The sequence below is a fragment of the Streptomyces sp. NPDC058653 genome (assembly GCF_042716895.1).
Lineage (GTDB): Bacteria > Actinomycetota > Actinomycetes > Streptomycetales > Streptomycetaceae > Streptomyces.
This window is the reverse complement of sequence record NZ_JBHXRM010000006.1, coordinates 1-21935: the sequence shown is the minus strand read 5'-3', so window position 1 is coordinate 21935 and position 21935 is coordinate 1. Positions and strand designations below refer to the sequence as shown.

The window sequence follows — 21935 nt, the reverse complement described above, 5'->3', positions numbered from 1 at the left end:
AACCCACCACTGAACGTCTCATCTCCCCCAGCCCAGCCCGCCGAACCTTCACGACCGGGAACATCAACGGGCTTCGAGGTGAACAGAGCGCGTCGGCGTCCTGTCGGGCTGTTTACCGATGCGGGCGGGCGGCCGTCGCTGATCCTCCACGGCGTACGGGGAGGAGCCCGCTCGTACGAGAACACCGGCGCCGGGCCCCGGGCAGGGACCGCACCGCATGGGTGTGGCCCCGCGCGGCGTCCTCCGCGCGGGGCCACGGTCATGGGCGGACCGTCAGGACCTGGGGTCGGGGGTCAGGGGGTGACGCGGAGCGCGTCCACCATCCCCACCGATGTACTGCGGTTCACGATCCTGATCGTGTGCGAGCCGCTGGAGAGTCCCTGTTTCTGCCAGACGACCTGCTGGACCTGTCTGGCGCCGTCGGCGCGGAGGTTGACCGTCGCCTGGAAGACGTTGTCGAGATAGACGTCGACCGTCCCCATGTCGCCGTTGCGTTCGGACAGATACTGGATCCCGGTGCCGTTGAAGGTGTACGACGCGACGGCGTCCACCGTGGTGCTGTGGTGGGTGTCGTCGTTGAAGTCGCCGTAGCCCCGGCTGTTGGTGAGATGCCAGTTGCTGTCGTACGTCAGCGCGGTGTTGTTCACCATCGGGTCGGCGGTCCCGTTCGACCCGAGTGTGGAGCTGGTGCCGGACAGGGACTTCATGCCCTGGTTCGCGGTGCCGGTGAGCTGGGTCTGGCTGTACGAGCTGAGCGGCTTGGCCGTCCGCTCCACCACGTAGACCTGGTTCGCCCCGGTGTTGAAGGTGATCTCCGCGCTGCTGGACGTCGTCACGATCGCGTTGTCGGACGTCCTGCGGACCCTGACCTCCTGCGTGCCCCAGGGGTTGACGACCCGCGCGGCGTTGCCGAACTGGCTCTTCACACCGACGTACTTGACCTCGCCGGCCTCACGCTCCGAGCTGACCATGAATCCGCCCTTGGCCAGCAGGCTGAACTTGCCGACGAAGCTGGAATCGGTCGGGACGGCGGGAAAGACCCGGATCTTGTCGTTGTACGACTGGAGCAGCGACTCGTTCGTCGCGGCCAGATGCACGCCGAGGTATTCGAAGACGCCGTTGGTGTTGCTGGTCATTCCGTTCGGATAGTTCTGGTATTTCTGCAGCATGGTCTTCAGACCCTGGAGCGTCTGATTGCCGAGTCCGAGCCGGGCGGCCTGGATCGCGTCGTTGGCCCAGACGTTTCCGTACGGGAAGGGCCTGACGTTCCAGGTGTTGATCGCCTTCTGCTGGTCGGGATAGCCGATTCCGGTGAGGTCGTAGGGCCAGATGAGTTCGGCCGCGACATTCTCGTTGTTGCGTGTCTGCGCGATCGGCGGGGTGTGCGGCAGATAGGTGTTCGCGTTGGTGTCGGACGGATACGCGATCAGGTTGTCCAGGATGTTCTGCCACTGCGGACGCAGCGAGGCGTCCTGGCCCAGCTGGTTGCTCGCCTTGATGGCGAGCGGGAACAGGAGGCGTACGGCGGCCAGGTCCGTGATCGCGTTCGGCACGTTCCAGTACGTCTCGTGCGCGTGCGACGTGGCCACGTAGTACTTGCCGGTCGAGCTGTTGAACGACAGCTTCGCCTGGTAGAACTTGGCGACCTCGCGCATGAACGGATAGGCCGTGTCACGCAGATAGTTGGTGTCGTTCGTGTACGTGTACTGGAGGTACATGTTGTACGCGGCCTCGGTGCCGGTCGACCATATGTTGTTGGTGAAGTCGCTGTTGACCGTGCCGCGCGCGTTGCCGTCCCAGCCCATCGTCTCCGGCACCCAGATGCCGTCCACGTTGTACCGGGTCTTGGTGTATGCCTTCAGCGCGTCGAAATTGCGGCTGTAGAGCTTGTTGAACCCGGCCATGAGATCGGTGTGGTTGGAGGCCAGGAACGAGTTGTAGATGTCCCGTTGGTTCCAGAACCAGTACGCGTTGCTCCATTTCGTGGCGTCACCGGTCGCCCGGAAGACACCGTTGATGAAGTGGGCGGGATAGTTTCCGTATCCGGCCGCCGCGATCATGTAGGTGGAGAGGTAGTAGACGTTCTCCATGTAGTCCGCTTCACGGGACCCGTTGGAGTACTGGACGAACGACTTCTGCCAGAACGCGTGCCACCAGTTGAGGTAGCTGTTGTTGGTGCTGGTGTATCCGGTGGCCTTGACCTCCGCGAGCGCGCGCTTGGCCTCGGCCAGCGAGTTGTGGCTCGGGGCGTTGAGCCGGGTGCTCGCGGTGAACCAGATGGTGTAGCTGGAGTCCGGTGTGATCGAGAGCCGCACCTTGCGGCCGTCGACGACGCGCGCGGTGTACGCGGCGCCCTCCACGGTCGCGCCGAGGGTGTAGCCGAAGTTCTGCGGGTCGGCCTGGCCCCGGCTGATGCCGGCGCCGGTGGAGTCGGCGTAGGTGGAGACCGTCCGCCAGGTCTCGATGTTCGGCACGTCACCGCTGTTGCCGAGCCCGGCGACGTCCCAGAGGCTCAGGTCGAGATTGATCGCGGAGACCCCGGAGCGGGAGTCCTCGACATGGATGCCCATGACCTCGGAGTTGGGCTTGCCCATCACCGTGACGGTGCGGTTGTTGTCGTACTTGGTGGTGAGGGTGCCGTCGTAGAGGGAGAGGCGCTGCTGGAAGGTGGAGTAGCCGCTGTCCATCGCCGGGGTGGTGGAGAGGTTGAGCAGCCCGGCGCCGAAGGCGGTCTGCTGCGAGGTGTCCACACCGGAGACCTGCATGTTGAAGCCGTTGTTCTGCCAGGCCATCGCGCCCGTACGGCCGTTGCCGACGGTCAGGCCGTGCTTGGGCTCGGTGGTCGGCCGGTTGTAGACGATGTCGTGCTTGGACATGTACTTCGCGTAGTCCACGTTCAGCATGCCCGTGGAGGAGTTGAAGGCGGCGTCGGTGGGTGAGGCCGCGGCCGGTGAGACGCCGGACAGGCCGCTCACCATGCAGACGAGGACGAGGAGCGCGCCCAGCAGGCGCCCGGCGCGGGTGCTCCCGCGCCTCGTACGCGCGTCCGGTCTTGGTCGGTCGGAACTGACGGTGGTCACTGTGCATCACTCCCACGGGCGGTCATGGAGCCGGGACGGCTGATGCCGGGCCCGGTGAAGGTGTAGCTGTCGAGGTCGAGAATGGCTCCGGAGCCGCCGGTGAAGACGACGAAGAGATCACGCGGCTGCTCGACGGCGTTGGTGACGGACACGTTGACGTCGGTGTACGTCTCCCAGCCGCCGGTGTTGGGCACGGTCACGCGCCCGACCACCGGGCCGGTGACGGAGTCGTACCGGAAGGTCGCGACGTTCCCCGCCTTGTCGGAGGAGACCCGGGCCCTGATGCCGGTGACGCCCTTGAGGCTCACCGGGTGGTACTTGACCCACTCGTTGTTCTGCACGTCGCCCAGGCGTTTGCCGCCCTCGGCCCCCGCGGCGTTGATGACCTGCGGGCCGGACAGCTGCGCGAAGTGCTCCGCCTGCCACTTCTTGGGCCAGAGGCTGAGCTCCTTCTCCCCGGTCAGCGGTACGGAGCCGGCCGCGCCCTTGTCCGTGTAGCTGGCCCGCACCACGTAGAACTGGGTGGCGTCGAGCCCGGAGTGGATCGGTCCGGTGTTGAAGGTCGTGGAGCATCCCGTGCCTTCGGCGACCTCGTGCGCGTGCTCCTGGTGGCCCAGGGCGATCCGCACGATCACCTTCGAGCAGTCGATCGCGCCGTCCTGCGGGTCGGTCGCCGACGCGGTGATGGTGACGTTCTCGTTCCACTCGAAGGCGCCGCCCGCCGGTGGCTGCGAGATCGTCAGCGTGGGGCGGTTGTTGCCGACGACGACGGGGATCGTGGCGGTGCCGGTGCGGCCGGTGCCGTCGCTGACCGTGAGTCTGGCCTGGAAGCTGCCGTTCGACGGATAGGTGAAGGACGGGTTGGCGGCGGTGGAGTCGGTGCTGCCGTTGTCCGTGAAGTCCCACGCGTAGCTGAGCGGGTTGTTGTCCGGGTCGCTGCTGCCCGCGCTGGAGAACGTGACGGCCAGTGGCGCGAGTCCGTTGTCCTTGTTCACCGAGGCCTTGGCGATCGGCGACCGGCCGCCCTGCACATAGTTGATCTTGTAGAGACCGGCGTCCTCGGCGCCCGAGAAGTAGCCGCTGCCGTATTCGAGGAGATACAGCGAGCCGTCGGGCCCGAACTCCATGTCGATGGGGTGGACCAACTTCATGCCGTCCAGGACGGGTTCGATAGCCGTCGGCGTACCGGTGGCCGCGTTGCCGTTGTTGAACTGCACTTCCTTGATCCAGTTACGGCAGTACTCGGAGATCAGCAGCTTGTTGTCGTAGTACTGGGGCCACTTGACGTCGGAGTTGAGGTTCGCGTCGTAGTGGTAGACCTCGGTGTGGTTGGGCGAGCCGCAGCCACCGGGGTTGTCGAGCTGCGGCCACTCCTTGCTGCCACCGTGCTGCTCCCACACCAACGACGGCTTGGTGGGCGGCAGTTGCTGGATGCCGGTGTTGCGCGGGGAGTTGTTGACCGGGCCTGTGCTGCCGCCGCAGGGGAACCAGCCGCGCGGCTGGTTGGCCGCGAAGTCCCAGTCGTTGTACGCGGTGTTGGGTCCGCCGCAGTACGGCCAGCCGTAGTTGCCGGGGCCGGTGGCGCGGTTGAACTCGTCGTACGCCGCAGGTCCGCGCGCCGGGATGGTGGCTCCGGCGTCGGGGCCGACCTCGCCCCAGTACAGGGTGTTGTTCGCCTTCTTGTCGACCCAGACGCGGTACGGGTTGCGCACGCCCATCACATAGACCTCGGAGCGGGTGCCCGCGGTGCCCTTGGCGAAGAGGTTGCCGTCGGGGACGGTGTACGTGCCGTTGTCCTCCGGGTGGATACGGTTGATCTTGCCGCGCAGATCGTTCGCGTTGCCGGAGGTGCGCTGGGCGTCGAACTGGGCGTGCCGGGAGGTGCGTTCGTCGACCGGGGCCATGCCCTGGGCGTCGCCGCCGGAGTTGGTGTTGTCGCCGACCGCGAAGTAGAGGTTGCCGGCCGTGTCCCAGGACATGGAGCCCGCCGAGTGGCAGCACATGTCACGCTCGGTCGGCCACTCGATGATCATGTCTTCGCTGGACGGGGCGATGGTGTTGGTGCTCTGGTTGAAGGTGAACCGCGATATCCGGTTCACCAGCGGGGTGCTCTTGGGCGAGTAGAACAGCATCACCCAGCCGGTGGTGGCGAACTTCGGGTGCAGGGTGATGCCGATCAGCCCGTCCTCGAAGCGGGCGTCCAGGGGGATGGTCAGGGCGACCGTCGTGGACTGGGTGGCCGGGTTGTAGAGACGGACCTGGCCGCCGCCGGCGCTGGTGCCGCGGTTGATGTAGAGGACCTTGCCGCCGGGCAGGACGGCGAGCTCGATCGGCTCGCCCATGCCGAGACCGCCGTCGAGCTTCACCTTCTCGAAGCCGCTGGTGGGCGGCGGGGCCGCCGCCGCGCGGCCACCGGCTTTCGGGCCCCCGGCCTTCGGCGCGGTGGCTTTGGGGTCGGCGGCTTTCGACGCGGTGGCGGTGGCCGAGGGTCTCGCGTCGGCCTCCGGGTCGGCTGCCACGGCGCTCGGCGCCAGCAGCAGTGCGGTGAGGGTTAACAGGGCGGTCAGGTAGGCGACGGCGCGCGACAACACGGAACCTCCAGGGACGATCGTGGGGTGGGGGCACACCCCGACGGCCCGGGGCGCGACAGACGTGCCGTCGTGCCCCAGGTCGTCCGGGCGGTCGATCGAGTGGGACTGGTTACTGACTGGTGCCGTACACGGCCAGGTCCCAGAGGGAGTAGCCGTACTGCGTCGCACGTGTGGTGCCCAGGACCCGTACGTACCGCCCGGTGCCGCTCACGGCGAGCTCGTCGAGACCCCCGTTGCCGGCGGTGACGGTGCTGACGGTGCGCCAGGTGGCGTTGTCCGTCGACGTCTGGACGGTGTACGCCGAGGCGTGGGCGGTCTCCCAGTTGAGCCGGACCCGCTGGAGCGTACGGACGGCGCCGAGGTCGACGGTGATCGACTGCGGGTCGGAGTACGCGCTGCCCCAGCGGGTGGTGGAGTCGCCGTCCACCGCGTTGGCGCCGACGTGGGTGCTGCCGGGCTCGACGCTGGTGACCGTCACGGGCTTGCCCCGGGCGAGGTCGGTGGCGGTGGCGCCGTCCTGCTTGATGCGGACGTTGCGGTAGTTGATGTCCAGGCCCGCGCCGTCGTTCTGGAGGCCTATGTGGCCGAGGGCGATGTCACGGTTGCTGGTGTAGTCGTTGATCTTGACGCCGTTGAGCCAGATCTCGACGTGCCGGCCGTGCACCGCGATCTCGTAACTGTTCCAGGTCCCGGGCGGGTTGAGCGCCGCCGCGCGGGCGGCGCTGTCGGGGGCCTGGAAGCTGTAGACGCTCCCGGTCGTACGGGTCGGGTCGCCGTCGGAGGCGTCGATCTGGATCTCGTGACCGAGGTCGACCGGCTTCCAGGGGTCGCCCTGCGGGTCGGGGAAGCCGATGAAGACGCCGCCGTTGTCGTCGCCCGGCATCATCCAGTCGGCCTTGAGCGAGTAGTTGGCGAAGGGCGTCACCGGATACCAGAGCAGACCCATGCCGCCGACCGAGGAGAGCGTGCCGTCGGCGAGGCTGAAGCTGCCGGCGCCCGCCTGGCGCCACTTGTCGAGGCTGGCCTGGCTGCCGTCGAAGAGGGGCGTGTAGCCGGTCTCGGGGCGGCAGTCGGCGGCCTTGGCGCGCGCGGCGGTCTGGATGCCGCCGAGGAGCATGGTGGTGAAGGCGGGGTCCGCGTACGACTCCTCGGTGTGGCCGAGGCCGGTGTACCAGGAGCGTCCGCCCCGGTAGTCCTGGCACCAGGTGATCGGATGATCGCCCATGCTGCCGCCGGAGTACGACGTCTCGTCCAGGCTGGCGAGGACCTTCACCGCCGAGCGGGGGTTGGCGCGGTAGTTGTACCACTCGTCGGTACGGGTCCAGCGCTGCGGCAGATGCGAGGTGGAGACGGACGCGCGGTCCTCGACCTTGACGGTGGCCTGCTGGGTGGCGGGGTGGGAGGCGAAGTACGCGCCGACGAGGCCGCCGTACCAGGGCCAGTCGTACTCGGTGTCGGCCGCGGCGTGCACCCCCACGTAACCGCCGCCGTTCGCGACGTACGACTCGAAGGCGCTCTGCTGCGTCGGGTTGAGCACGTCACCGGTGGTGGAGAGCCAGACCACCGCCTGGTACTGCGCGAGGTTGGCGGCGGTGAAGACGCCCGCGTCCTCCGTCGCGGTCACGGTGAACCCGTTGGCCGCGCCGAGCTGCCGGACGGCGGCGATTCCGGCCGGGATCGAGGAGTGCCGGAATCCGGCGGTCTTGGAGAAGACCAGGACCTTGGTGAGGGGGGCGGCGGCGGTCGCGGCCGGGGCGGGGGCGGGGGTCGGGACGCGGGTCGATGCCGGCGTCGCCTCGGCGGGTGGGGCCTGCTGTACGGCGACGAGCGACATGGCCGCCAGTACGAGCGCGATCAGGGCGCGGGACACAGTGCGCACTATCCGGTCCTCTCTCGGGGCGCGCGAGGGCGCTGGGTGAGCGAAGCGGTGATTTGCGACGAGGCGGCGGCGTCGTCAGGCGTAGTGAACATCGGAGGTCTAGGGGGGTCAAGGGTCGGCGTCGAACTATCCGAAGATTAGTTTTCCTCCATGACAAAATGTCCCCCTTGCTCTCTCCCTTGGTGAAGACAGCCCTCAACAGCCGTGCGGGCAATGGGAATCGGCCACCACGATTGATCGGATCTTCGCGCGGCGGTGGGTCACGGCCGGTCCGGACGGAACATGCGCCCCGTTCAGCGGAGGTCGAGCACGGGACGGACCCCGAACCCGTCGGTCGTGTCCGCGCCCCCGGGCCCGTTGATGAATTCGGCCATGCCCGGATTCCGGTTGGCGGTCGCCAGGGGGAGCCAGGTGACGAAGGCGCCGTATCCACCGCAGGCCGCCTCGCCGCCGTCACCGCCGTAGACCGATCCGGGATCGGACGTCACCTCCGACTCGTAGACGTCCCGGGCTATGTGCAGCCCGAAGCCGTTCGGCCGGTGCCGGTGGTCGGCGGGGCGGTCCCGGTCCCGGCCCTCACCCGCGTCGTCGCCGTACGGGGAACGGTCGAGCGGGCAGGCGGACCCCCAGCGGAACAGCGTCCGCGCGCCCGCCCCGCAGGCGTGTTCCCACTCGTCCGGACCGGGCAGCCGCAGACCGCGCTCGGCAAGGGATTCCGCGACGGAACCCCCCTCGTCCGGCAGTTCCTCCGGCTCCACCGCCATCAGCACCGTCGGCACCGTGACCGAACGCCTCGGGGTGAGATACCGCGCGAGATGGTCGACCGGGTCGTCGTCGAAACCGAACCCGCCCGCCAGGCTCTCCGTCCGGTACGAGTCGAGCTGCTCGGGCAGTGGGCGCCAGGCGTCCAGGTCGAACCCCACCGGCACCTCACCGCCCGGTATCAGGGCGAACCGCTGCCCCTCGCACTCGATCACCGCGCGAAAAAGGGAACCGCCCGGGTGCGGGCCGCCGCCGAAGTCGACCAGTCGGCCGTCCACCTGCCGCGCGGCTTCACGCGCACGGTGGTGTGCGGCGTCCCGGTCCAGGGCGCGCCAGCGGTCGAAGGTCAGGTCGGCGAGAGACATGACGGAAATTCTGGCATCCGCCACTGACAATCCACGGCCTCGCGCTGCGCGCACGGCCGCCGGACCCGGCGGACGGCAGGGCACCCGCGCCCGCCGGTGACGGCGGAGGCGGGTGCCCCTCGGTGTCGCTGTTCCCGGACTGCCCGGCCCTCAGCGCCCGTAGCGGATCAGGGCGCGCACCATGCGGCACGTGGTGTCCGACGGCGGATGGATGCCTATCCGGGCCGCCGTCGAGCGGATCCTGCGGTTGTTCGCGTTCGCCGGGTGATACACGCCCGAGTCGAGCAGGGCGATGGCGAGGCGCATGGCCTTCAGGCGGCGGTTGTGGGTCTCGTACCACTCACGGGGCTGTCCCGCGGGCAGTGGCTTGCGCTGCACGGACTCGGCGGCTGGCGGTGTGATGTCGAAGAGCTTCGTCGTGATAGTGGCAACGGCCATCGGCGACCTCCCGGCACGGTGGTGGAACCCTCACGAACACTTGCAATTCTACCGCCCCCCACTGACAATCGCCCCTGGCCAGACGGGGTTTGGGGCCGCCCGGGAGCCATCGCCCCGATACTCGGGGGACAGGGGCCGACGGGCCCTGTACAGTCCGGTCCAACACGTATCGCGAGGAGGTGAGCCCGATGTGCGACACCCGAACTTTCCGGGCCCTCCTGGCCGTCGCGGCTGTCTGACCCGCGCGCCAGGAGCAGTCCGTACGACGGACAGAGTCTCTGAGCGAAGGAAGACATGACAACCGAGCAGTTCCGGATCTCCGTATCCGACGATGTACTCCACGACCTGCGTGACCGACTGAACCGCACTCTCTTCACCGCGCCCTCCCACAGCGGCTACTGGAGGGCGGGAACCGACCCCGGCCATCTGCGCGGGCTCGTCGCCCACTGGGCGGACGGGTTCGACTGGCGGAAGGCCGAGACCGCCCTCAACACGTACCCGCAGCGCATCGCGCGGGTCTCCGGCCGGCCGATCCACTTCGTCCACATCCCGGGCCGACGGGCCGAGGGCGCGCCCGCGCCGCTGCCCCTGATCATGACGCACGGCTGGCCGAGCAGCTTCGTGGAGATGCTCAAGGCGGCCGAGCGGCTGGCCGATCCGGGATCGTACGGGGGTGACCCGGCCGACGCCTTCGACGTGGTCATCCCCTCGCTGCCCGGTTTCCTCTACTCGGCCCTGCCCGACGGGCCGTTCACCCGCAGGCGTGTCGCCGAGATGTGGCACGAGCTGATGACGGAGGTCCTCGGGTACGAGAGGTACGGCGCCTTCGGCGGGGACGTCGGGGGCGGGGTCACGCAGTGGATCGGCGCCCTGTACCCCGAGCATGTCGCCGGTATCCACATCACCTCCGCCGTGATCGGGGGCGACTTCGAGAAGGCGCCCGCGACGCCCGAGGAACAGGCCTACCTCGACCACCTCCGCGCCTACGACGAGGGGGACCAGGGCTACAGCGAGATCATGTGCACCCGCCCCGACACCATCGCGGCGGCGCTGGCGGACTCCCCCGCCGGGCTGCTGGCCTGGATCATCGACAAGTACCGGGACTGGAGCGACTGCGACGGCGATCTGGAGAGCCGCTGGGACAAGGACACGCTCCTGACGGTCGCCACGCTGTACTGGGTGACGGGGAGCATCGGCTCCTCCTTCCGGCAGTACTACGACTACCCGCTCAACAAGCCGGTCCCGAGGATCGAGGTGCCGGCGGCCGTGACCCTCAGCAACGAGCCCGCGTTCAAGGGGCTGCCCCGCAGCCTCAGCGAACGGCTCTGCGCCGATCTGCGCCACTGGAGTACGCCGGAGCGCGGCGGGCACTTCATGTCTCACGAGGAGCCGGAGCAGATCGCGGGCGAACTGCGCGCGTTCTTCCGGCCGTTGAGGTCCGCGGGCTGAGGTGAGCCCGAGCCGGGCGGGCCGGGTGGGAAGCGGAACTGTGGCCGGAGTTACGGAAGTTGGTGCCGGGGCGCTTGAGCAGTACGCGCGCGGTCTTCGTACGTAACGGCACACGGAACCCATCCGGCCGCCCCCGCGGCCGGGGACAGGAGCCCCAGGTGTCGCGCAAGAAGTCGTTCAGCCGGAAGAAGAAGCTCGCCCTGCTCGTCGGCGCCGCCGCACTGGTCGGCGGTACGGCGGTGGCGATGACCGGCACCAGCCAGGCCTCGGTGGAGTGCGACGGGCTGAACACCGCCCTCGGCAACAACCAGCGCTTCATCGACGGTCAGCGGGCGGCTCCGGACGCGCTGTCCGAGGCGCGGATCGCCAACCGGCAGGACGTGATCGAGGAGATCAAGCGGAAGCAGGCGGCGTCCGGGTGCGAGGTGGGCGCGAGCGACACGGGCGGGGCGCCGCCGGCGGAGGCGGCACCGCCCGCCGGTGACGAGGGCGCGGGCGAAGGCGCCGGTGCGGGCGAGGACGGAAGCGCCGGCGCGGGCTCCGGCGAGAACGCGGGCGCGGGAGGCGCCGCTGAGGTCGGTGAGGTCGTCTGCGCCGGATCCACCGTGACGCTCTCCGGCGAGGCCGGAGCCCCCGCGGCATCGAGCAACGAGTTCCCCGTCGGCACCACGCTCAAGGTCACCAACCTCGACAACGACAAATCCACCACCGTGCAGGTCACCGCGCCGTCGGGCAGCTGCGCGCTGCTCAACGACGCGGCGTTCGAACAGGTCCGTGAGCCGGGCAAGTTCCTGATCCGCAACGCGCGGATCGAGCGCGTGGGCTGACCGGCCAGCTCCTGGTCAGACCCGGGTGATCTGCGCCTCCGCCTCCGCGAGGATCTCCGTCAGCCGCAGGCCGAACCGCACGTCGCAGGCGTGCGGTTCGCCCGTGCGCGCCGCCGTGAGCAGGGTGCTGATCGCGGTGCCGAAGATGTCCGCCGGATCGCCCCATCCCTCGGGAAGCTCCTCCGTGCCGTGCTCGCCCCGCAGTTCGAGCCCCGCGCCCGCGCCCTTCACGGGGGCGCTCAGGGTCAGCGTCGCCGAACTGCTCACGCCCGAGGTGTGCGTGAACACCAGATGCGTGAGGTCGGGCTCAGTCCGCACGGCGGTCACGGCCGTCACATCGCCGAGTACCGGCAGGAGCGCGGAGAGCGCGTGCGGGCCGACGTCCCACAGGCCGCCCTTCTCCCGGCGCCACGGGGAGTCCGCGTACGGGCTCGACGCGCCCTGCCCGTACAGCGCGCCGAGCCAGTGGGCGCGCGCCGTGAACCAGCCGCCCCTCGCGGACTGTTCCTCGACCCAGGCCGCCGTCTCGGGGGCGAACCGCAGCGTGCAGAAGACCAGGGAGGCCACCCCGGCGCGTTCGGCGGCGTCCGCGACGGCGCGCGCGCCGGGCACGGTCGTCGCGACCGGCTTGTCCATGAGGAGGTGGCAGCCGGCCGCCGCCGCGCGGGCGGCGAGTGGTGCCTGGACGTCCGGCGGCAGGGCGAAGGCGACCGCGTCGCTCGCGGCGAGCAGCGCGTCGAGTCCGTCCAGGCCGCCCGCGCCGGGGCCGCCTTCTCCGTCACCGCCGCCCGCGTACGCCTTGGTGTCGTGAGCGGCGGCGAGGGCGGCGGCGGCCTCGGGCCGCCTCCCCCAGACACCGCTGAACTCGACGTCCGGGTGGGCCGCGATGGCGGGGGCGTGCGTGCGCTCGGCCCAGGGGCCGGTGCCGAGGAGGGCGATGCGTAGCTGACTCATATGGATCAGTGTGCCGTCCGCGCCCCGCCCCGCCCAGAGCGGACCGGGAATTGGGCGGCGCCCCACGGACCCCCGGCGCCACGTTTCGAGGGCCGGCCGCGGGCCTCCGGTGCGACCGCTGATCGCGGCCCGGCCGGCGCTGCCGCGCTGACCGGGCACCCCGGCCTCACCCCCGGGGCTGGCACCGGGGTACCCCGGGCCGTAAGACCGTGTTGTCGGGGTTGTCAGTGGCCTGTGCCAGAGTGCTGCGCATGCTGGCCATCAGGGTGCACACGGAGAACTCGCGCGAGTACGAGCGGATTTCGGCGGACCGGCTCGGCGAGCTGGTCGGGCGGATCGGGGGTGCCGGCGACTCGTTCCTGGTCGCCGACCGTATTCCGGATCTGCCGTGGGTCTTCATCCAGGTGGCGCGGGGCGACGAGGGGTACACGCTGGAGTACCGGGACGGACCTGCCGAACCGTTGTTCGGTACGGAGGTGCCGGACGCGGAGTCGGTGACCCGGCTCATGGTCGCGTGGGCCCGGAAAGAGGCGGGGTGGGATGCGGGCGTGGTCTGGGACCGGGTGGAGCCGGCGCCCGACGAGCCGGTGCCCGAGCTGGACGCGGAGACGCGGCGCGAGGTCGAGGAGTACGTACGGGGGCTGATCCGCCGCGGCTACGACAGCCGCGCGCGGCTCGCCGAGGACGCCGAGGAGTGGCTGGTCGACGGTGACGAACGGCCCGTGTCCGGGGCGCAGGCCCGGCAGATCGTGGACCGGCTGTGGCTGGAGCGCGTGGAGGAACAGGCCGGGTGGGAGGGCGAGACCGATCCGGAGCGGATCACGTCGGTCTTCGCCGAGCTGGACGCGCGGGGCGTCGTGGCCCGGGAGAACTTCACCTGCTGCCGCAGCTGCGGACTCTCCGAGATCGGCGCCGAGCCCGACAACCCAGGCTCGGTGCGCGGTTTCGTCTTCTTCCACACGCAGGGCACGGAGGCGGTGGCGGCCGGGGGCGGCCTCTCGCTCTACTACGGAGGGTTCGACGGCTCGGAGACCACGACGACGGCGATAGGCCACGAGGTCACGACGGCGCTGGGGTCGGCGGGCCTGTCGGTGAGGTGGGACGGTTCACCGGGCTCGGCGATAGAGGTGACGGACCTGGACTGGCGGAAGCGGCTGGGGTGAGGGGGGCCCGCTCCGGTCGGCCGGTTTCCTGCCGGGCCGCTCGTCGGACCGGTCCGACGAGCGGGCCCTGAGGCCGACGGCCGTACGGCCCGGTGATGGTCCTCGACCGACTGCGCCCGCGCGGGCGACGGCCCCCGGCACCGGTCCGGGCGGGTTCGGCCCGGCGGGTCGTGTATCGAGGCTTGAGAAGGGGCCTCCTGCTGGAGGCCCCGGTCTGCTTCAATGAAGGTATGGCCAGCCTTCAGCACGACGCGTCGGGTCGCATCGACCTTGAGCCGTTCTGGCCGTCCCGGCAGCACCACGACTTCGACCGGGTGTGTTGCCGCGCGAGGAACGCGTCGGCCCTCTAAAGCCTGCTCCCAGGTCTTCGGCCGTCGCGAATGACGTACGTCCCGTCCTGTCGACTCGACGACATCCTTCGCGCGAAAGAGCTGACCCCTCATGGCGAACTCCCGCCCCGTCTCCACCGCCGCCACCCACCGCTCCTCCGGCCGCACCCGGCTTCGAGCCATCGACCGCGACGAGGTCGTCCCGCTGCCACTGCCGCTCCCGGCGGCCGACATCCCCGGTCCGCTCGTGGATCTTCTGCCTCCCGGGTCCACCTGGTTGCCCGCCCCGGCGCACACCCTGCCGATGCTGCCGGGGAGGCCGCCGATGGTCGGCTACCTCGTCCTCGTACCGGCCGACCAGCACCCCCCGGCCCCCGCCGCGGCTCCCGACGGAGTCACCGAGGCGGGGGCCGTACGGATCGACTCCGACGAGCGGACCGCCGAGGTCGACGGGCGGGCGCTGGATCTGACGTATCTGGAGTTCGAGCTGCTCGCCCATCTCGTGGCGCACCCGCACCGGGTGCACACCCGTGACCAGTTGGTGACCACCGTCTGGGGCTACGGGCACGTGGGTGACGGCCGGACCGTGGACGTGCATGTGGCCCGGCTGCGGCGCAAGCTCGGCGCCGAGCACCGCAAGACGATCCGGACGATCCGGCGGGTCGGCTACAAGTACGTCCCGTAGGCCGCCGGCGGACCGGCGAGGCCCCCGCCGGGCAGCGGACCGGCGGGGGCCTCGTACGCGTACCGGGCCCCGCTACGTGCGCGCCCTCGCCCGCGCCGCCGCGCCCAGCCCCATGTCCAGGAGCAGGAACGCCACCAGCGTGATGCCGAGCAGCGGTACGAACCAGCCGACCAGCGCCGCCGCCGCGATCAGCGGCAGCAGCACGGACAGCGGCACCTTCCGCCACGCCCCGCGCGCCATCGGCTTGCCCACGCCCAGCGTCCGGTCCTGGGTGGGCCTGCGCTGCCACCACATGCGGTAGCCCCACACGATGATCAGGATCAGCGAGAGGGCGAGGGCGGCGAGCAGCAGCTGGTTGACGAGACCGAACGTGAGCCCCATGTGGGCGTCGATACCGAACCGGGTGAGCTTGGCCAGCAACGGGTAGTCGGCGAAGCGCAGTTCGTCGATGATCAGCCCGGTGCCGGGGTCGACCGAGACGGAGTCCAGCCGGACCGGGACCGTGCTGTCCCGCTGCGCGACGACGTAGCCGGTGCCCTCGGCGGGCGGCTTCACGCTCACCGGGCCGTCGAGCCCGGCCTGGCGCGCGGCTGTCAGGGCGTTGTCGATGCCGATGTCCATGCCCTCGTGGTCACCGCCGGGCCCGCTGTCCCCGCCGTGCCCTTCGTGCTCCTCGTGCGCCCCGGAGCCGGCCCCCGCGCCCCCGCCGCTCTTCAGCTCGGCCGAGACGGCGGGTGTGGCTCCGCCCAACTGGTCCTGTACGGCGCCGATGTTGGCGCCCGCGTACGTCGACCACGTCAGGCCCGTCGCGGAGAGCAGCAGGAATCCGGTGGCCGCCCACATGCCGAGCGAGCCGTGCCGGGTGAGTGTCCTGCGACGACCGGTGGCCCCGCGTTCGGGCCGGAGCAGGGCACGCTTGGAGGTCCTCCGGCGGCCGATCCAGAGCAGCAGCCCGCCGAGCGCGACGACCCAGAGCCAGCTGGCGGCGGTCTCGCTGTAGATACGGCCGGGTTCGCCGAGGTGCAGATGGCGGTGGAGTTCGGAGAGCCAGGTGCGCAGCGGGAGGGCTCCGGAGGAGCCGTAGCTGTCCAGTTCGCCGCGTATCTGAGCGGTGTGCGGGTCGACGAAGACGGCCAGCGACTTGCTCTCCTCGCTGTCCGGCATCGTCATCAGGACCCGGGTGGATTCCTCGTCGTCCGACGAGGGCCAGACGGCGGTGACCTCGCCGTCGGGGTGCTCGGCGCGCGCGGCGTCCACCTGCTGGGAGAGCATCGCCGTACGGTCGCTGTCCGGGGAACGAAGCTCCTGGCGGTAGACGATCTTCTCGGCCTGGTACGAGAGCGAGTAGAGCAGCCCCGAGACGGCGGCGATGAGCAGGAGCGGGGCGACGAGCAGGCCCGCGTAGAAGTGCAGCCGCAGGACGAGCGGGCGCACGGCGCCCCAGGTGGTGGTGGCCGGGGCGGCTCCCGGCTTCTTGTCGGTCTTCTTCGTGGCGGGACCGGTGCGTGGGGTGTCGGCACCCTGTACAGGGTCGTCAATGGCCATGACTGTCCTAGGAGTTGGCGTGGCACGGGGAAATCGACCCCCCGGCCCCCGCCCGGGTCAGACCATGGCGGCGGCGGCCCGGGGGGCCGTCGTACGGAGCGGAGGCGCGCAGCACGCCGGCGGGCCGCGCCGGGACACCGCATGCGCGAGCAGGGCCCCGCGCGGCCGGTGCGGCGCGCGGGTGCGGTGCCGGGGCCGCGGGGGCCCGGGTACGGCGAGCGGCCGGGGCGCGGCGAGCAGCAGGCCCAGCGGCGTGAACGCGAAGGCGGCGACGGTCCGGGCGAGCCGGAAGAACGCGGCCTCACCGCGGGCGAGCCAGAGGGCGCAGACGGCGCCGGCGAGCAGGTGCGCGGCGAGCATGCCCGGCGGGGTCTCGCCGGTGGCGGCCAGAACGGCGGCCACGGTGGCGCCGATCCCCTCCGCCCCCGTGCTCGCCTCTCCCATGTCCATGCCCGCCACCGCGTGGGCGTGATCCGGCGGGGGCACCGTGTCGTACGCCGCGGCCGAGAACGTCACGTGCAGCGCGGCCTGGGCGCCGAGGACGGCGGGCGCGATGAAGCCGATGCCCCGGCGCCGTCCGGCGGCGAGCCAGGACAGGCCCGCGATCACGGCGAATGCCAACGTAAGGACACCGAGCGGAATTTCATGGGTGGACATGGACGAATGCCCCACCGCCGCCAGTGTCACGCACACCGCCGCGAGGATCGCGGCCCGTGAGGCGCGCATCGGCGACCGGGCATCTGTCATGGTGCGCTCATGCTGCCATCACCGTGGCGCGTGCGGCAGATGGTGTGAACGGCACCGACCTGCTATGCCCGCAGCAGAACCGATCCGTTAATCGGACAATCGCGTGCCAGAGTCGAGGGATGAGACTTCTGATTCTGGGTGGTACGGAGTTCGTGGGCCGCGCCGTGGCCGAGGCCGCGCTGGCACGGAAGTGGGAGGTGACCGTCTTCCACCGGGGCCGTCACGAGGCGCCGGCGGGAGCCCGGGTCCTGCGCGGGGACCGCACCGCGCCCGACGGCCTCGCGGCACTCACCGCGAGCCGGAACGGCGCCGGCGCCGCCCCTGATTGGGACGTCGTCGTCGACACCTGGTCGGGCGCGCCGTCCGTCGTCCTCGACTCGGCCCGGCTGCTGGCCGGCCGGGCGGGCCGCTACGCGTATGTGTCGAGCCGCTCCGTGTACGCGTACCCGACCCCCGCCGGACTCACCGAGGAGGGCCCGCTGGTGGAGGGCGCGTCGGCCGGCGCCGGGCCGCTCGACTACGCGCGGGACAAGCGCGGCGGCGAGCTGGCCGCCGAGGCCGCCTTCGGCGACCGGGCGCTCCTGCTGCGTGCGGGCCTGATCCTCGGCCCGTGGGAGAACGTGGGGCGGCTGCCGTGGTGGCTGGGGCGGACGGCGCGCGGCGGCCCGGTCCTCGCGCCGGGGCCGCACGACAACCCGTTGCAGTACATCGACGTACGTGACCTCGCCGAGTGGACCCTTGACGCGGCGGAGCGCGGGCTCGGGGGCCCGTACAACCTGGTGAGCCCGCCGGGCCACACCACGATGGGCGCGCTGCTGGACGCCTGCGTGGCGGTCACCGGTTCGGACGCCGAGCTGCGCTGGACGGACCCGGACACGATCCTCGCCGCCGGTGTCCAGCCGTGGACGGAGCTGCCGATCTGGCTGCCGCGCGGTGAACTGCACGAGATGATGCACCGCGGCGATGTCTCCAAGGCCGTCGCGGCGGGTCTGCGCTGCCGGCCGGCGCAGGAGACCGTCGCCGACACCTGGGCCTGGCTCCGGTCGATCGGCGGGGAGGCACCGCGGCGTCCGGACCGCCCGGCGGTCGGGCTCGCGCCGGAGGTGGAGGCGGCCCTTCTGGCTCGCTGACCCTCGGCGTGTTCCGGCCGTCCCGCCCCGTACGCCCTCGGTGGCCCCGATCCCCTGACTCCCCGTGACGGGACCCTCACACATCCAGGTCACAGGGGATGTCCGGAGATGAACGAGTGGTGCTAGCTACACCACCGATTGGGGGCGGAAACCGCTCACGGAGGACGGGCACCTCACGGCAGACTGATGGTCGTGCCCGTCAGCGGGCGAAGGGCCGGTCGCCGATGGGGCACGGGCGACAAGAAAGGATCCACGATGAACGGGACGAAGACGATCGCCGAGTCGGCCAGGACGACGGCCCGAGGACTGGTGCTCGGTGTCACCGCCCTCGTCGGCTCCATCACGCTGTTCGTCTTCTCGGTGGTCTCGATCACCCTGATCGTGGTCGGCATCGGCCTGTTCACCACCCCCTACGTCCTGACCGCGGTGCGCGGGCACGCCAACCGCCGCCGGCTGCTGGCGGCCACCTGGTCGGACGTGAAGGTGCCGGTGCCGTACCGCCCGATGCCCACCGATCTGCGGAGCGGCGTCACCGGCCAGGTGGAGCGGACCACGCTGATGCTCAAGGACCCGGCGACCTGGCGGGACCTGACCTGGCTGATGGTGGACATGACGGCCGGGGCGGTCTCCGCCCTCATCTCCGCCGCCCTCTTCATCTACGGGGTGGAGGGCCTGGTGCTGGCCGCCGGCCTCTGGCAGGTCTTCGAGGACGACGCGTACCCGTACGCCGGATTCGTCTCCGTCGACAGCCAGTTCACGGGCCTGCTCGCCGCCGGGGTGGGCGCGGTGATCGCGGCGATCGGCGTCCGGTACTCCAACGACATCCAGCGCGGCCACTTCCTGCTGGCCAAGTCGCTGCTCGCCCCCAGCCAGGACATGGAGCTGGCCCAGCGGGTCGCCCATCTCACCGAGACCCGGCACGACGCCGTGGACACCTCCGCCGCCGAACTCCGCCGCATCGAGCGGGATCTGCACGACGGCGCACAGGCCCGGCTGGTGGCCATGGGCATGGACCTGGGCACGATCGAGGCGCTCATCGAGAAGAACCCGGCCAAGGCCAAGGAGCTCATCGCCAACGCCCGCCAGTCCTCCGCCGAGGCGCTGACCGAGCTGCGCGACCTGGTCAGGGGCATCCACCCGCCGGTGCTCGCCGAGCGCGGTCTGGGCGACGCGGTGAAGGCGCTGGCGCTGCGGCTGCCGGTGGAGACCGACGTACAGGTGGATCTGCCGGGCCGGGCCGACGCGCCGGTGGAGTCGGCCGCGTACTTCGCGGTGAGCGAGATCCTCACCAACGCGATCAAGCACTCCAACGCGGACCGGATCTGGATCGACATGATCCACTCGGACTCCATGCTGCGCATCGCGATCGGCGACAACGGCGTGGGCGGCGCGAAGATCGGTTCCGGCACCGGGCTGAGCGGACTGGAGCGCCGACTCGGTACATTCGACGGCATCCTGGCCGTCAGCAGTCCTGAGGGCGGCCCCACCATGGTCACCGTGGAGATCCCTTGCGAGTTGTCCTAGCCGAAGACCTCTTCCTGCTCCGTGACGGTCTGGTCCGGATGCTGGAGGCGTACGACTTCGAGGTCCTGGCCGCCGTGGAGACCGGACCCGAACTGACCAAAGCCTTCAAGGAGCTGGAGCCGGACGTCGCCGTCGTCGACGTCCGGCTTCCGCCGTCCCACACCGACGAGGGCCTCCAGTGCGCCCTGGCCGCCCGACGGGACCGGCCGGGACTGCCCGTCCTGGTCCTGTCGCAGCACGTGGAGCAGTTGTACGCGCGGGAGCTGCTGGCCGACGGCAACGGCGGCATCGGTTATCTGCTCAAGGACCGCGTCTTCGACGCCGACCAGTTCATCGACGCGGTACGCCGGGTCGCGTCCGGAGGTACGGCCATGGATCCCCAGGTCATCCAGCAACTGCTCTCCCGCAGGGCCCAGGACAAACCGATCGGCCAGCTGACGCCCCGCGAGCGCGAGGTCATGGAGCTGATGGCGCAGGGCAGGTCGAACGCCGCGATCGCCTCGCAACTCGTCGTCACGGAGCGGGCGGTGTCGAAGCACACCTCGAACATCTTCGGGAAGCTGGGGCTGCCGGTGTCGGACGACGACAACCGGCGGGTACTCGCGGTCATCGCCTATCTGGACCGGGGACAGCAGTAGGACCGGGCGTCCCCGCGCCCCCCGAGGGGGCCGGCCGGGCGGCCGCTTGTCGGGGGACCGCCCGGCGGGGCGTGATGAGAGCATCCGTCCGGTTTGTTGATGGAGATTTCTATGAATTCCTTGTGGGGCTGAACAGGCCGCGAGTGACGTCCGTATGGAACGGAGCGCTTCCTCCCCCCGCCGGAGATCCCCCTGAACCGGCACTGAAGCTTGAGGAGTTCCATGGGACGCACGTCAAGAAAACGCTCGACACTGGCAAACCGGGCCATCGCGGCCGCGGCTGCCTTGATTCTGGGCGGGGGTGGGCTGGTAGCGGTAAATGTCTACGCATCCGCGGGAGAAGGCCGCTCCGGACAGGATCAGCAGATCCAGAATGCCGGACGCCAGATGTCCACCATCGACTGTCCAGAAGTCGCGAATGAGCTCACCAAGGTGCCGCGCCGGGCCCGGGCCCAGGTCGACCGGGAACTCGCCCGGATGGACACGCAGATAACTGTCGCGTACAAGCGGTTCGCCGACAACAAAACCAAGTTGGAGAGGGATCCGAAACTCACCGAGCGGAAGATCCTCAAGCCGCTGAAGCAGCAGAGGCTCGCCAGCCTCAAGCGCATTCGCTCCGCGCTCAAGCGCGCGGGGCACTGGCAGAAGAGCCTGGAGTCGCTGGCGCCGTGCACCATGCGCCCTGACGACACCCCGAACGAGGGTGACCCGGGCGGCGGCCAGAACGGCGGCCAGGGTCAGGACGGCGGCCAGGACGGCGGCCAGGGTCAGGACGGCGGTCAGGGTCAGAACGCGGGCCAGGACGGCGGTCAGGGCGGCGACACCGGCGGTGGCGAGCAGCCCCCGCCGCCGGCCGGCAACGGCCCCGACGCCTCCGACTTCGTCGACATCGAGTCCGTCGAGCCCAACGTGCAGGAGCCGCAGCAGCAGGAGCAGGCCTCGACCGGCACCTTCACCACGGAGTGCGGGCGGAACGAGAACGGTCTCTTCAACTCGGACAACGTGATCGCCGCGCCCGGCGTGAGCAACGGCGCCCACCACAAGCACGACTACGTGGGCAACCAGGCCAACAACGCCTTCGCGAGCGACGACGACCTGGCCAACGGTGAGACGACCTGCAACGAGCAGGGTGACAAGTCGACCTACTACTGGCCGGTCATCCGCCTCCAGAACGGCCAGAACGAGGCCGACGCGAACGAGGACGGCGGCGGCAAGGACGGCAACGTCGGCGAGATCCAGACCCCCGCCGAGGTCACGCTGCAATTCGCCGGAAACGCCACGTCCAAGGTCACGGCGATGCCCCGTTTCCTCCGCATCATCACCGGTGACGCGAAGGCGTTCGTCAACGGCAACGCCAACGCGAATGCCTCGTGGAGCTGCACCGGATTCGAGGACCGCCAGCTGAAGGACAAATACCCGATCTGCCCCGCGGGCAGCCAGGTCGTGCGTTCGTTCGCCTTCCAGAGCTGCTGGGACGGACAGAACACCGACAGCGCGAATCACCGTACGCATGTCGCGTTCACCGATGAGAACGGTCAGTGCCAGGAGGGATTCCAGGCGATTCCGCAGCTGAAGCAGCGGATCGTGTACGACCTCCCGCCGGGTCCCGGATTCGCGGTGGACTCGTTCCCCGAGCAGTTGCACAAGCCCATCACCGACCACGGTGACTTCATCAATGTCTTCGACGACAACGTGATGAACAAGATGGTCGACTGCATCAACACCGGCAAGGAATGCAACTGACATCGCGCGACTAGCGGTGTGACGTAATTCTCAGGCGCCGGACGGGCTGAGCTCAGCCCGTGCGGCGCCTGCTGTCGTCAGCTCTT

16 protein-coding genes are annotated in these 21935 nt (G+C 70.2%); 8 read left to right on the top strand and 8 right to left on the bottom strand.

Annotated features, from left to right (window positions below):
• Positions 1 to 293 precede the first annotated feature (293 nt).
• From ACFWU9_RS07090 to ACFWU9_RS07070, 5 genes are all read right to left on the bottom strand, one after another.
• Positions 294 to 3080 carry a glycoside hydrolase family 95-like protein gene (locus ACFWU9_RS07090; RefSeq protein WP_384315374.1) on the bottom strand — a complete coding sequence of 929 codons (2787 nt, stop codon included), beginning with the start codon at positions 3078 to 3080 and terminating at the stop codon, positions 294 to 296.
• Positions 3077 to 5671: a PQQ-dependent sugar dehydrogenase gene (locus ACFWU9_RS07085; protein ID WP_384315373.1), complete on the bottom strand. Its 2595-nt coding sequence runs from the start codon at positions 5669 to 5671 to the stop codon at positions 3077 to 3079. Before ACFWU9_RS07085 ends, ACFWU9_RS07090 begins: the two co-directional genes overlap by 4 nt.
• A gap of 109 nt (positions 5672 to 5780) precedes the next feature.
• Entirely contained in the window at positions 5781 to 7550 is a 1770-nt protein-coding gene (locus tag ACFWU9_RS07080; RefSeq protein ID WP_384315372.1) for a ThuA domain-containing protein, read from the bottom strand.
• A 293-nt stretch (positions 7551 to 7843) separates the two neighbouring features.
• Positions 7844 to 8677 carry a hypothetical protein gene (locus ACFWU9_RS07075; RefSeq protein ID WP_384315371.1) on the bottom strand — a complete coding sequence of 278 codons (834 nt, stop codon included), beginning with the start codon at positions 8675 to 8677 and terminating at the stop codon, positions 7844 to 7846.
• Between the two features lie 150 nt (positions 8678 to 8827).
• Entirely contained in the window at positions 8828 to 9115 is a 288-nt protein-coding gene (locus ACFWU9_RS07070; RefSeq protein ID WP_384315370.1) for a hypothetical protein, read from the bottom strand.
• A 294-nt stretch (positions 9116 to 9409) separates the two neighbouring features.
• Here ACFWU9_RS07070 and ACFWU9_RS07065 point away from each other — a divergent pair, with 294 nt between their 5' ends.
• Together ACFWU9_RS07065 and ACFWU9_RS07060 are read left to right on the top strand one after the other, a co-directional pair.
• A complete protein-coding gene (locus ACFWU9_RS07065) occupies positions 9410 to 10564 on the top strand; it encodes an epoxide hydrolase family protein (protein WP_384315369.1) in 1155 nt (384 codons plus the stop codon).
• Between the two features lie 158 nt (positions 10565 to 10722).
• Positions 10723 to 11391 (top strand): hypothetical protein, encoded by a 669-nt coding sequence (locus ACFWU9_RS07060; RefSeq protein WP_384315368.1) that lies wholly within the window; start codon positions 10723 to 10725, stop codon positions 11389 to 11391.
• A 15-nt stretch (positions 11392 to 11406) separates the two neighbouring features.
• On the opposite strand, the gene ACFWU9_RS07055 is transcribed toward ACFWU9_RS07060, so the two are convergent.
• Complete coding sequence (locus ACFWU9_RS07055) at positions 11407 to 12345, bottom strand: Gfo/Idh/MocA family protein (RefSeq protein ID WP_384315367.1); 939 nt, start codon at positions 12343 to 12345, stop codon at positions 11407 to 11409.
• Positions 12346 to 12596: 251 nt separating this feature from the next.
• Between ACFWU9_RS07055 and ACFWU9_RS07050 the strand changes: the two genes are divergently transcribed.
• Together ACFWU9_RS07050 and ACFWU9_RS07045 are read left to right on the top strand one after the other, a co-directional pair.
• Positions 12597 to 13508, top strand: a complete 912-nt coding sequence (locus tag ACFWU9_RS07050) for a DUF6891 domain-containing protein (protein ID WP_384315366.1) — start codon at positions 12597 to 12599, stop codon at positions 13506 to 13508.
• 441 nt (positions 13509 to 13949) lie between these two features.
• On the top strand, positions 13950 to 14522 hold the full coding sequence (locus ACFWU9_RS07045; RefSeq protein ID WP_384315365.1) for a winged helix-turn-helix domain-containing protein: 573 nt from the start codon (positions 13950 to 13952) through the stop codon (positions 14520 to 14522).
• A gap of 72 nt (positions 14523 to 14594) precedes the next feature.
• Here ACFWU9_RS07045 and ACFWU9_RS07040 read toward each other — a convergent pair whose 3' ends face one another.
• Positions 14595 to 16067 (bottom strand): PepSY-associated TM helix domain-containing protein, encoded by a 1473-nt coding sequence (locus ACFWU9_RS07040; protein ID WP_384315364.1) that lies wholly within the window; start codon positions 16065 to 16067, stop codon positions 14595 to 14597.
• Positions 16068 to 16124: 57 nt separating this feature from the next.
• On the bottom strand, positions 16125 to 16814 hold the full coding sequence (locus tag ACFWU9_RS07035; protein ID WP_384315363.1) for a hypothetical protein: 690 nt from the start codon (positions 16812 to 16814) through the stop codon (positions 16125 to 16127).
• A gap of 119 nt (positions 16815 to 16933) precedes the next feature.
• Here ACFWU9_RS07035 and ACFWU9_RS07030 point away from each other — a divergent pair, with 119 nt between their 5' ends.
• The 4 genes from ACFWU9_RS07030 to ACFWU9_RS07015 all read left to right on the top strand — a co-directional run bounded on the left by ACFWU9_RS07030 (position 16934) and on the right by ACFWU9_RS07015 (position 21849).
• Positions 16934 to 17944, top strand: coding sequence for an NAD-dependent epimerase/dehydratase family protein (locus tag ACFWU9_RS07030; RefSeq protein WP_384315362.1), 1011 nt, complete (start codon positions 16934 to 16936; stop codon positions 17942 to 17944).
• Positions 17945 to 18199: 255 nt separating this feature from the next.
• Complete coding sequence (locus tag ACFWU9_RS07025; protein WP_384315361.1) at positions 18200 to 19468, top strand: sensor histidine kinase; 1269 nt, start codon at positions 18200 to 18202, stop codon at positions 19466 to 19468.
• Positions 19453 to 20106 carry a LuxR C-terminal-related transcriptional regulator gene (locus ACFWU9_RS07020; RefSeq protein WP_384315360.1) on the top strand — a complete coding sequence of 218 codons (654 nt, stop codon included), beginning with the start codon at positions 19453 to 19455 and terminating at the stop codon, positions 20104 to 20106. The genes ACFWU9_RS07025 and ACFWU9_RS07020 overlap by 16 nt, the downstream gene beginning before the upstream one ends.
• Positions 20107 to 20328: 222 nt before the next feature.
• Positions 20329 to 21849, top strand: a complete 1521-nt coding sequence (locus tag ACFWU9_RS07015) for a DUF1996 domain-containing protein (RefSeq protein ID WP_384315359.1) — start codon at positions 20329 to 20331, stop codon at positions 21847 to 21849.
• The last annotated feature ends 86 nt before the right edge of the window (positions 21850 to 21935 follow it).

Excerpts from the sequence above, each read along its gene's own strand:
- ACFWU9_RS07075 (WP_384315371.1), bottom strand. The coding sequence starts at position 8,677 with ATGTCTCTCGCCGACCTGACCTTCGACCGCTGGCGCGCCCTGGACCGG.
- ACFWU9_RS07070 (WP_384315370.1), bottom strand. The coding sequence starts at position 9,115 with ATGGCCGTTGCCACTATCACGACGAAGCTCTTCGACATCACACCGCCA.
- ACFWU9_RS07065 (WP_384315369.1), top strand. The coding sequence starts at position 9,410 with ATGACAACCGAGCAGTTCCGGATCTCCGTATCCGACGATGTACTCCAC.
- ACFWU9_RS07055 (WP_384315367.1), bottom strand. The coding sequence starts at position 12,345 with ATGAGTCAGCTACGCATCGCCCTCCTCGGCACCGGCCCCTGGGCCGAG.
- ACFWU9_RS07050 (WP_384315366.1), top strand. The coding sequence starts at position 12,597 with ATGCTGGCCATCAGGGTGCACACGGAGAACTCGCGCGAGTACGAGCGG.
- ACFWU9_RS07045 (WP_384315365.1), top strand. The coding sequence starts at position 13,950 with ATGGCGAACTCCCGCCCCGTCTCCACCGCCGCCACCCACCGCTCCTCC.
- ACFWU9_RS07040 (WP_384315364.1), bottom strand. The coding sequence starts at position 16,067 with ATGGCCATTGACGACCCTGTACAGGGTGCCGACACCCCACGCACCGGT.
- ACFWU9_RS07035 (WP_384315363.1), bottom strand. The coding sequence starts at position 16,814 with ATGACAGATGCCCGGTCGCCGATGCGCGCCTCACGGGCCGCGATCCTC.
- ACFWU9_RS07030 (WP_384315362.1), top strand. The coding sequence starts at position 16,934 with ATGAGACTTCTGATTCTGGGTGGTACGGAGTTCGTGGGCCGCGCCGTG.
- ACFWU9_RS07025 (WP_384315361.1), top strand. The coding sequence starts at position 18,200 with ATGAACGGGACGAAGACGATCGCCGAGTCGGCCAGGACGACGGCCCGA.
- ACFWU9_RS07015 (WP_384315359.1), top strand. The coding sequence starts at position 20,329 with ATGGGACGCACGTCAAGAAAACGCTCGACACTGGCAAACCGGGCCATC.